A 10,043-nucleotide genomic window follows, 5' to 3' on the forward strand; every position below is an offset into this window, starting at 1 on the left:
TTTTCGAGGAGTCTCGCGCCTTCCGCACAAATCAACAGAGTGCCAAAATCAATAATATGCTTTAACTTAGACTTTAAAATAAAAATGAGCCTTCAACTTGTTTGAAGACTCATTTTTCTCAATTGTATTCTATTGTAATTCATCCATTTTTTACGATTTTGGATGGATTGTTTACTTTATATAAGACAGGAGTATCGACAATAAACTCTTCTTCAACATCCTTGCCTTTTGCCAATTTCTTCTTTGCCACTTTTCCGTCAAATTCAAGTTGATCTCCTGGTGCCAATTCAAACTTCTTAAGAGTTTTACTGTGGCTACACCAGGCAAGTCCAAGTTCAAGTGGCGGTTCTTGTAAGATTTGGACATTTTCTAGAACAACGACTTCATCATTTTCTTCATTAAATGGATTGTACGTAAGTGCAAACTGCTTAACGCTTGCGGTAAAGTGTACTTTATCTGCTGGAAGCTCAATTTTTGGTTCTTGCTCTTTTTTCGGTTTTGTTGCCTTTGGTTTTTTAGGCTCAGATTTTGGTACTTGTTTTAATTCAGATGTTTTTGCCTCTGCTTGAGACTCTGAACCCTCTGAACCGAGTTCTGGTGTACTGAAATCCTTCTCCTCAACCTGAAGCATGCTCTCTCTGCCAAAACTGGAAGCCTGCATTTCCTTCAGAAAAGCTGGGTTGATACAGCTCAAATTACCGTCCTGAAACTCTATTACAAGCGTGTTAAACTCATCTGACTTTCCGTACGTTTCGTACCCCTTTATCGTCACCACACGCTGGTAATTCCTCTCCTTAAACAAAAACTCCCGCTTCGCCTCCTTCGCAGACGAAAGCCCCCACTCCTTCAACTTCTCACGGTAATGCTCATCATCACGAAACCCCTCAAAATCCCCTTTTGGCAGAACATAACGAGTCAAACCACTCCGTTCTAACTGCTCATGCTCAATAACCATATTTCCACACCTTCCTATGTTGAACACCTTTTAGGTGTCACCTTGGTGAACACCACTTAGGTGTCACCTTGGTGACAGGCACCACTAATGTACAAATGTCCGTCTCCAGTGGACACCCATTTTCATTATAAATTTTATTATGTATTTTCAATTGATACTTTTTTTATTGTATCAAAGTTTTCAAATAATGAAAAAAGCTTAGGCATGATTTTGCCGGAAAACATTTTAGCAAAGATCATGCCTGTTAATTATATGATGATTGGCGGCTTGCCTATAGGATAGTATTCTACAGACACGCATGCTCGGATTTTCTCTTCCGACAGACAGTTTCTGCCGTCAAAAATGATGGGTTCTTTCATTTTTACTGCCATCTCTGCTACGTCTATATTTTTTACCTCATTCCACTCTGTCACAATCAATACAGCGTCTGCTTCAAACACTGCTTCATCGATGGAACCAGCATATTTAATGGTTTCCCCAATAATACGCCTCGCATTATGAGTAGCAACAGGATCGTATGCGACGACATTTGCTCCTAATTTTGTTAAGACATGCGCAATTGGAATGGAAGGTGCCTCTCTCATATCATCTGTTTCTGGTTTAAAAGCAAGGCCGAGCATTGCAATTTTTTTGCCTTTTAATCCCCCAAACCTTTTCATTGCCTTCGTCACCAGCAATTCTTGCTGATACTCATTAATCGCAATGGTCTCTTTTAACAAAGGGAATTTAACTCCATTTAACCCTGCCGTATGCAGCAAGGCTTTGACATCCTTTGGAAAACAGGAGCCGCCGTAGCCGATACCTGCATTTAAAAACGCTTCACCTATCCTTTTATCCTTGCCCATTCCTCTCGCAACATCGGTCACATCGGCTCCAACTGCTTCGCACAAATTGGCAATTTCATTGATATAACTAATCTTCGTTGCTAAAAACGCATTCGAAGCATATTTAATCATTTCTGCACTCCTAGTGCTTGTTAGAAGTACTGGGACATTTAGTGGACGATACATTTCATGAATTTTTCCAGCTGCCTCTACATCTTCAGAACCTATTATGATTCGATCAGCTTTCATCGTATCTTCTATCGCAGACCCCTGGCGGAGAAATTCAGGATTGGAAACCATTTTCACTTTAAACCCACAATGGTCTTCAATCAGTTTTCCAATAAAATCATTCGTTCCAACTGGCACCGTACTCTTAATAACGATGATGTTTTGTGAAGTTAAATAGGAGGAAATATCTTTTGCAGCTTGTACTAAATAAGACAGGTCCGCAGCACCATCATCGCTTTGTGGAGTCCCCACTGCAATAATGATGATTTCTGCTTCCGCTAACGCCTTAGAAAGAGACGTTGTAAAATGCAGCCTGTCTGCTGCCATATTAGCTGCTAGTAATTGTTCAAGACCTGGTTCATAAATGGGGGATATCCCTTGCTGTAATTGTTGTATCTTTTGTTCCATTATATCCATACATGTGACATCGTGACCGATTTGCGCTAAACAAACACCAGTTGACAACCCTACATAGCCTGTACCTAAAACAGCAATCTTCATATCAATCAATCTCTCTCTTACTATTTTGAAGGTTTTCGTTAGTAATGACTTCTCTCAAATAAGCTAGCACCGAGTCTTGGATATCTTCCCGGCTTAAGGCAAAATCGATGGTTGCCTTAATAAACCCAATCTTATCACCAATATCATAGCGGCTTCCCTGAAAGTTATAGGCAAAGACGGCCTGGTGTTTATTCAGTTCATTTATTGCATCTGTCAACTGTAACTCATCCCCTCGCCCCATTGGGATTCGCTCTAAGATTTCAAATATCTTAGGGCTCAATACATATCTTCCCATGATGGCATATCTTGAAGGCGCCTCTTCTATGCTTGGCTTCTCAATTAACGAATCAATATGAAAAAGGTCTGACTCGATCATCGTCCCTTTTGGCTTAATAATTCCATATTTACTGACATCATTTTCTGATACCGTTTGAACGGCAACAACCGAACTATTATAATATTCGAAAACATCAATGACTTGCTTTAAGCAGGGAATTTCCGACATAACGATATCATCACCAAGTAAAACCGCAAATGGTTCGTCCCCAATCACGCTTTTCGCACAAAGAATAGCATGTCCAAGACCTTTCGGCTCTTTCTGGCGGACATAAACGATATTTACTAAGTTTGATATTTTTTGAACTTCCGCTAACATTTCCAATTTGTTCTTTCTAAAAAGTGTATCTTCGAGTTCATACGATTTATCGAAATGATCCTCAATAGACCTTTTTCCTCTGCCGATGATGATGATAATTTCTTCAATTCCAGAAGCAACAGCTTCTTCAACAATATATTGAATGGTTGGCTTATCAACAATCGGCAGCATTTCTTTTGGCTGCGCTTTCGTGGCTGGCAAAAATCGTGTTCCGAGGCCAGCTGCTGGAATAATGGCCTTCCGGATTTTCATATGCTGCCTCCTTTCCTTTTCTCCTCTATCCTTTATATGCATGTGAACAACCTCCGGTCACGTTAGTAACCTATTAAAATCGCTTATTTAAATTTTAATAATAAAACTCCCTTCATAAAGATAGCCAAGGGAGTCATTCGTCTTGTTCATGTATTGGCCGATAAACTCTTTTGATAAACCTTTCCATCAACTTTTTGAGTATTCTTTTACGACGTGTGTGCAGTGTACTAACAATCGCTTTTCTTTCTTCACTCGTAACCTGCCAATCTTCTGGAATGAGTGCGACAATTTCTTCTATTAAATGAATGGGCAGCGTTTGAATGATATCTAGCTCCTCATTAAATTCCTCCTCATTCTTGATAAAACAGGCCATCATTTGATGGGTTGCACTTTTTAAAATGGTAATCGGCAGTGCTTCAATCTCTTGCAATGTCCAATTATAGGAAGCAAACACTTCCGCATGATCGATAATCCACAAGCGATAGGAGTTCGGTTTGTCATCACATAGAATGATATTTTTCCTTGTTCGATCACGATTGCACATCCAGTAATCAAATAAAATAACACCTGCTAGTTTTTCTTTATTTGAAATAGTAGGAACCTCTGTCACTTGATGTCCATCAAAACAGTCTGGCACGTAAAGACTTGCAAATTGGTATTGTGTTTGAGTCATTTGAGAGAGTTCAGGGTATTGTGAGGAAAACTCTTTAGGGATTTCTACTAATTGTGCAAAGGGTATTGGTAGTCCAAGGTACCTTGCTAGGCAATAAGAGACCCATTCATTTGCCAACGTTTTCTCAAATCCAGACTGGAAATATTTCACGACATAGTCTCGTCCATCATTAAATGTAATCAAGTGTGCATTCGATTTTCCTTCTAATGTTTTCTTGTATGCAATTGGTTTAATCATCCCTTTGCACCCCATTCACGTTCTTGGAGTCGATTCCACCTATTTTTTTCAATAAATGAACATATTGTTCTGCCACAACCTCTATTGCGAACTTTTCATGGACGCGCTCAATCGCAGCCTTTGACATTTGTTGATGGAGGCTTGGGTTGTCCAAAATGCCAGAAAGCTGATTAACAGCATCCTCTACATTTTGACCACGAAAAAGCAGCCCATGCTCCCCGTGTACAACCAATTCCGTGACCGGCATCATTTTTGAGGCAACTACTGGTACACCACAAACCATTGATTCAATAAATGTATTACCAAAAGATTCGGTCTTAGTAGTTGCCAGCGTACAGCCGCCTGATTGGCGAATTTTTGCATAAACATGTGGCATTTGATGATAGGGTATCACTGGGAACCATTTGACCATATCAGTGAGCTGCTCCTCCTGCCATTTCGCTGCGAATTCCTCCCGCTGTACACTTTGAGCACCACCAATCATCCAAAATTCAATATCATCCCGCTGACTTTTCATGAGCTTTGCTACTTCTAATAGCATTTGCCAGTTTTTACGTTTGTCCAATCTGCCAATCCAGCCAATAATTTTTTTACCGTTTGGAAGAACCGGTTGACTGTCAAAATTTATCTCTTCGTCAGTCAATGTTCGGTAAAATGACGTATCGATGCCATTGTAAATCACATGTATCGGAATCTCGTCCGTTAGGATGGATACTAATCGTTTTTGATAATGTGAAGGAACAATGATTGCTTCCGGTTCTATCCCTCTGAATGATTTTAAATGGGGCTTAAGCTTAATCAGTTCTGGGGTGCGTGCCTCTACTAATACGGGTCCTTGATAGTTAGCTTTGCGAATCCATTTAAAAGCAGCACCAGTGTCAACCACAATAATGGCATCATAGTTATTGTTTTCAATGATCTTGATAATCTCTTGTTCATCTTTTGTCAAATAAACGGGAGCAACATCTTCCATAATGTGAAGCCCACCGTGATCGGTTGTGTATAAAAACTCTGTATCAATTTCATGTTTCTTAAAATAAATCGAACGATTGCGCCAGCCGGCATTCACCCCGCCAACTGTCAGCAGACGCCAGATTACTAATACTTTCATAATGGTTTCTCCTCGTTTTCATTAGGCTCCTCCTCAACCCTGTTAGGTCTCTATATTCTACCCTTAATATCGATTAACGACGTTTTTTATCCTTGCCTTTGTTCTTGTCTCGCTTATCGTCACGGCGGTTGCGATCATCGTATCTATCTCCCGAGTAGTATTTACCTTTACCACCCTTAGCGCCTTTGCTGCGACGCCCTCTATCGCCCTCGAAGCTTTTCTCTCTTCTGGAGTCACGTTCTCCCTCGAAGCTTTTCCCTCTTCTGGAGTCACGTTCTCCCTTGGAGTTTCGATCTCCTTCGAAACGTCTTTGACCCTCATAACCGCTATCACTTTCTGGATGTCTTGACTCAAAACTTTGCTCGAGTTTGTCCCAATGTGCATCGATTTTTTCCATTACTTTTTCCGGATCTGCCCCACGTGCAAGCATCGTTTTGATCCATTCTTCCTTGAAAACCTTATGAACGAGACCCTGGAGGAGCACCACATAGTTTTTCTCATCCGCTGTTGTCAATAAACTATTACTCAGATTTTTTATTTTATTCTTATCCGGTTCCTGCGGAAGAAGTAACTCCGTAATTTGCCTGGAGATTTCCTCCATACGGATGTAATGAAGCCATTCCATATATAATTCAGGTGCCATTTCTTGTACATGTGCCATAAAGATTGCTTTATTTTCTTCCCCTAAGGAAGTCAATAATTTACGTGGGTATGGATAAACACGATCACGCCAAATAGTTCTTGCGACGTCTATTACCTTTAAACTGCCGTCAGGCTGCAGATAAATTTGACGCTTATGATGGTCAATTCTCTCATACCCAATTTTTTTGAACGTGATTAGCATTTCAATTAATTTTGCAGAAAGTGCCTGTGTTAATGGCTGTGATTGTAAAAATTCGCGTAAATCAACACCCTTGATAATTTCCATCACAATATAAAGAGGACCTTTCCCATAGAGCTTTGGAAATAGAGAGGTCTCCTGCCCAAGAGATAAAGCATAATATTCGCGATCGCAATCCTCGGTATTCCCGAACACCTTTACACAGATGTCATCCGATATTTGAAAAACTGCACCTTGGCGTCCTTTTCCCATCATCACTAACGGTGTGTTATTAACCACTTCCACATCGGCATTAACCAGGTTTGTTACTTTAATGTTTTGCATCCATTGTTCTAAATTTTCAATATTCATATATTCACTCCTTCCTTTTCAAGTTGGCAGCTTGATTGGTTTCGTTATTTTGGCAGTATTCATTTGGATAATTGGCTTGTCTATTCCTAAACCCTAGAAAAATTTACTGCCTATTATAATAAATTCAATTGATGTATAAAGTGTAAAGGCAATTGACTATAAAAAGAAAAATGTATGCCATCTCTTTCGTTCCATTAATAAAACCAAGTTCAAATGAAAATCATTCTCAAAGTCCATATATTGTTAAAGAAGTCATTAAATTTTTTATTAACTATTTATAGAAAGAAATATTCCAAGGAAAACTTAGGTTACTATTAAAATAGTAGTTAGTTTGAAAGGAGAATTTATGTCTACAATCGAGAACACCAAATGGAATGAAGCTTCCCTTTTACAGAATCGACTGTATATTAATCAATTAATACGTTTTATTTTTGATGTATCACCGGAAAAGCAGCAGTTATTTACAATAATAACTCATTCACAATGGAAGTCCCTTTGTGAAATCAGTGAAGGAATTCGTCTCATAGATGCTTCCATTCAAGAACTTCATGCAGATGACGGTGAGAAAATCAAACAATTGAAGGAAGAATATAATCGGTTATTTGTTGGACCGAATTCTCTCCCAGCCCCACTTTGGGAATCTGTCTATTTAAGTCGTGAGCATTTATTATTTGATGCAGTAACTTTGGAGGTTAGGAAGTGCTATCGAAAGTATGGTTTATCATTTATCCGCGAAAGTAACGAGCCTGATGATCATATTGTGATTGAATTAGAGTTTCTCAGTTATCTTATTCAAATAACATTAGATTGCGAAGATGTTGAAACAAAGAAAGTATTATTGGACGATCAATATTCCTTTTTGAACAATCATCTTCTGAAATGGTGTTCAGCACTTTGTGAACTACTGAGCAAATCAACCCATTTTTCATTATACCAAGGTGCTGCCCAGCTTTTAGAAGAGTACCTCAATCTAGAAAATGAACTAATACCTGCCATGAAGGAGGCCTATTAAAAAATGGGTGATAAAAATCTATTAACTAAAATTGGCGAGAGTAAACTGTCACGAAGGTCATTATTGAAATGGACAGGTATTGCCTCTGTCCCAGTTATTGCCGGTGGTGTCTGGTCCACGAAATATTTATCTGAAAACAAAAATATTGTAGAAGCAAGTGAAACCATTGTTCCTACCTGCAGCACATTAGACTGCGGCGGTAAATGTATGATAAAGGCACATGTAAGGGACGGGGTAATTACAAGAATAAGTGCCCGTAGTGATCAAGAATTAGATGAAGCTAATCCATATATGAAAGCATGTGTAAGAGGACGCTCTTACCGGAAAAATCAATACCATCCAGATCGCTTAAAATATCCAATGAAGCGAGTCGGAAAACGCGGCGAAGGTAAATTTGAGAGAATTACTTGGGAAGAAGCGGTTGCTACTATTACAAAAGAAACCAAACGGATTACTGAACAATATGGCCCAGCCTCCCGGTACGTTCATCAGGGGACCGCGGTTACTGGCGGTACGGTAGGCGGCGCTCAGCTCGCAAGAAGATTAATGGTATTAAGTGGTGGGTTTCTAAACTATTACCATTCCGTAAGTATGGGGAACACGGCTGCTGCAACACCTTATACATATGGTACCCACCAAACCGGAAACAGTCTCGATTCTCTCAAAGATTCAAAGCTGATTCTCTTATGGGGACACAACCCTTCTGAAACCATTTTCGGTAACACCCTTCATTATTATAAAAAATTAAAAGAAGCCGGAATCAAGATTATTTCGATTGACCCTCGATATTCCAATACGGCCGTTGCTTTTGCGGATGAATGGATTCCCTTATTACCAGGGACTGACAATGCACTTATGGATGCCATGGCTTATGTGATTGTCAAAGAAAACCTGAATAACAAGGACTTTGTCGATAAATTTGTGATTGGTTTTGATGAGGAACACATGCCTGAAGGTGTGCCTGAGAAAGAATCACTAGTTTCATATTTATTTGGTAAAAAGGATGGAATCGAAAAAACACCTGAATGGGCAGAGCGAATTTGTAAGGTCCCTGCAGCGAAAATCGCAGAGCTTGCCCGCGAATATGCTACAGCTAAGCCAGCAGCCTTAATTCAAGGCTGGGGCCCGCAGCGTCATGCGAGTGGTGAGAGGATTGCCCGCGGTGGAACGATGTTAGCTTCGATAACAGGAATGTTGGTGTGTCAGGCGGCTGGGCATCAGGTTATGGCGGAATTCCAAGAAAATTCCCGATGGGTATCCCTGTTCCTGAAAATCCAGTAAAAGAGAGTATTTCCATAATGAACTGGACAGATGCGATCACCGATCCTAGCAAGGGTCACTCCCGAAAGTGGACTTAAGGATGGCGATAAGCTTACATCTAACATTAAATTAATCTTTAATTTAGCTGGTAATTACTTAATTAACCAACAGCCTGATATCAATAAAACAAAAAAAATCCTAGAAGATGAAAGCTTAGTAGAGTTCATCGTTGCTAGCGACCATTTCCTCACTCCAAGTGCCAAATATGCGGATATTCTATTACCAGAGACCACCTTTTTTGAACGCTGGAATATCGGTGAATCATGGGCATCTGGAGATTATATCATTCTTTCAGAAAAGGTTGTGGAGAATTACTATGAATCCCGCTCTGATTATGACTGGTTATCAGAGGTGGCTGAAGGTCTTGGTGTAGGTCAAGCGTTTACCGAGGGTCGTGATGAAATCGGCTGGATAAAATATATCTTAGATGAAACGAGAAAAGTCGAGCCGAGTACTCCAACCTTCGAGGAATTTAAGAAGAAACGGATTCATTATTGGCGTTATGATGGACCAAGGATTGCCTTCAAGGATCAAATCGAAGACCCTGCCAATCACCCATTTGAAACACCATCTGGAAAAATTGAGATATTCTCCAAACGCTTATATGATATGAATCATAGTGAAATTCCAGCGATTCCAATTTATATTCCTGAATGGGAAGGCGCACAGGATCCATTAAAAGCCACCTTCCCTCTCCAATGTATTACATGGAAAGGAAGAAACCGAGCCAATTCTACATTTGATAACCACCCATGGTTAAAAGAAGTGGCAGAACAGGTACTTTGGATAAACCCTGCTGATGCCGAACTGCGAGGCATTAAAAAAGGTGATAAAGTCAAAATTTATAACGATCGCGGCATTGTTATGATACCTGCCGAAGTCACCACACGTATCATTCCTGGAGTCGTTGCCATGCAGGCAGGCGCTTGGTACAAACCAGATAAAAACGGAGTCGATACAGGTGGATGTGCCAACGTCCTCACCAGCCAGCGCATCACCCCGCTGGCTAAAGGCAACGCCCATCAAACCGTGCTAGTCCAAGTACAAAAAGAATAACAATAAGCAAAAAGCCGGATTCCCAAA

9 protein-coding genes are annotated in these 10,043 nt (G+C 40.1%); 3 read left to right on the top strand and 6 right to left on the bottom strand.

Going from position 1 to position 10,043, the window contains the following annotated elements:
* Positions 1 to 139 precede the first annotated feature (139 nt).
* From CHI06_RS27505 to CHI06_RS27535, 6 genes are all read right to left on the bottom strand, one after another.
* Positions 140 to 955, bottom strand: a complete 816-nt coding sequence (locus CHI06_RS27505) for a hypothetical protein (protein ID WP_095251825.1) — start codon at positions 953 to 955, stop codon at positions 140 to 142.
* Positions 956 to 1,203: 248 nt separating this feature from the next.
* Positions 1,204 to 2,508: a UDP-glucose dehydrogenase family protein gene (locus tag CHI06_RS27515; RefSeq protein WP_095251831.1), complete on the bottom strand. Its 1,305-nt coding sequence runs from the start codon at positions 2,506 to 2,508 to the stop codon at positions 1,204 to 1,206.
* Position 2,509: 1 nt separating this feature from the next.
* On the bottom strand, positions 2,510 to 3,415 hold the full coding sequence (gene galU / locus CHI06_RS27520; RefSeq protein ID WP_095251827.1) for a UTP--glucose-1-phosphate uridylyltransferase GalU: 906 nt from the start codon (positions 3,413 to 3,415) through the stop codon (positions 2,510 to 2,512).
* A gap of 133 nt (positions 3,416 to 3,548) precedes the next feature.
* On the bottom strand, positions 3,549 to 4,325 hold the full coding sequence (locus CHI06_RS27525) for a HipA family kinase (RefSeq protein ID WP_095251828.1): 777 nt from the start codon (positions 4,323 to 4,325) through the stop codon (positions 3,549 to 3,551).
* Entirely contained in the window at positions 4,318 to 5,436 is a 1,119-nt protein-coding gene (locus tag CHI06_RS27530) for a glycosyltransferase family 4 protein (RefSeq protein ID WP_095251829.1), read from the bottom strand. The genes CHI06_RS27525 and CHI06_RS27530 overlap by 8 nt, the downstream gene beginning before the upstream one ends.
* Before the next feature lie 73 nt (positions 5,437 to 5,509).
* Positions 5,510 to 6,628 (bottom strand): hypothetical protein, encoded by a 1,119-nt coding sequence (locus CHI06_RS27535; RefSeq protein WP_179292808.1) that lies wholly within the window; start codon positions 6,626 to 6,628, stop codon positions 5,510 to 5,512.
* 346 nt (positions 6,629 to 6,974) lie between these two features.
* On the opposite strand from CHI06_RS27535, the gene CHI06_RS27540 reads away from it, so the two are divergent.
* From CHI06_RS27540 to CHI06_RS31025, 3 genes are read left to right on the top strand one after another with little or no spacing between them, the layout of a single operon-like run.
* Positions 6,975 to 7,640 carry a TorD/DmsD family molecular chaperone gene (locus tag CHI06_RS27540; protein ID WP_095251830.1) on the top strand — a complete coding sequence of 222 codons (666 nt, stop codon included), beginning with the start codon at positions 6,975 to 6,977 and terminating at the stop codon, positions 7,638 to 7,640.
* Between the two features lie 3 nt (positions 7,641 to 7,643).
* Complete coding sequence (locus CHI06_RS31020; RefSeq protein WP_306453852.1) at positions 7,644 to 8,921, top strand: molybdopterin-dependent oxidoreductase; 1,278 nt, start codon at positions 7,644 to 7,646, stop codon at positions 8,919 to 8,921.
* 30 nt (positions 8,922 to 8,951) lie between these two features.
* Positions 8,952 to 10,016: a molybdopterin dinucleotide binding domain-containing protein gene (locus tag CHI06_RS31025; protein WP_306453853.1), complete on the top strand. Its 1,065-nt coding sequence runs from the start codon at positions 8,952 to 8,954 to the stop codon at positions 10,014 to 10,016.
* Positions 10,017 to 10,043 lie beyond the last annotated feature (27 nt).

Source organism: Bacillus sp. 7884-1 (genome assembly GCF_002272245.1).
GTDB lineage: Bacteria > Bacillota > Bacilli > Bacillales > Cytobacillaceae > Neobacillus.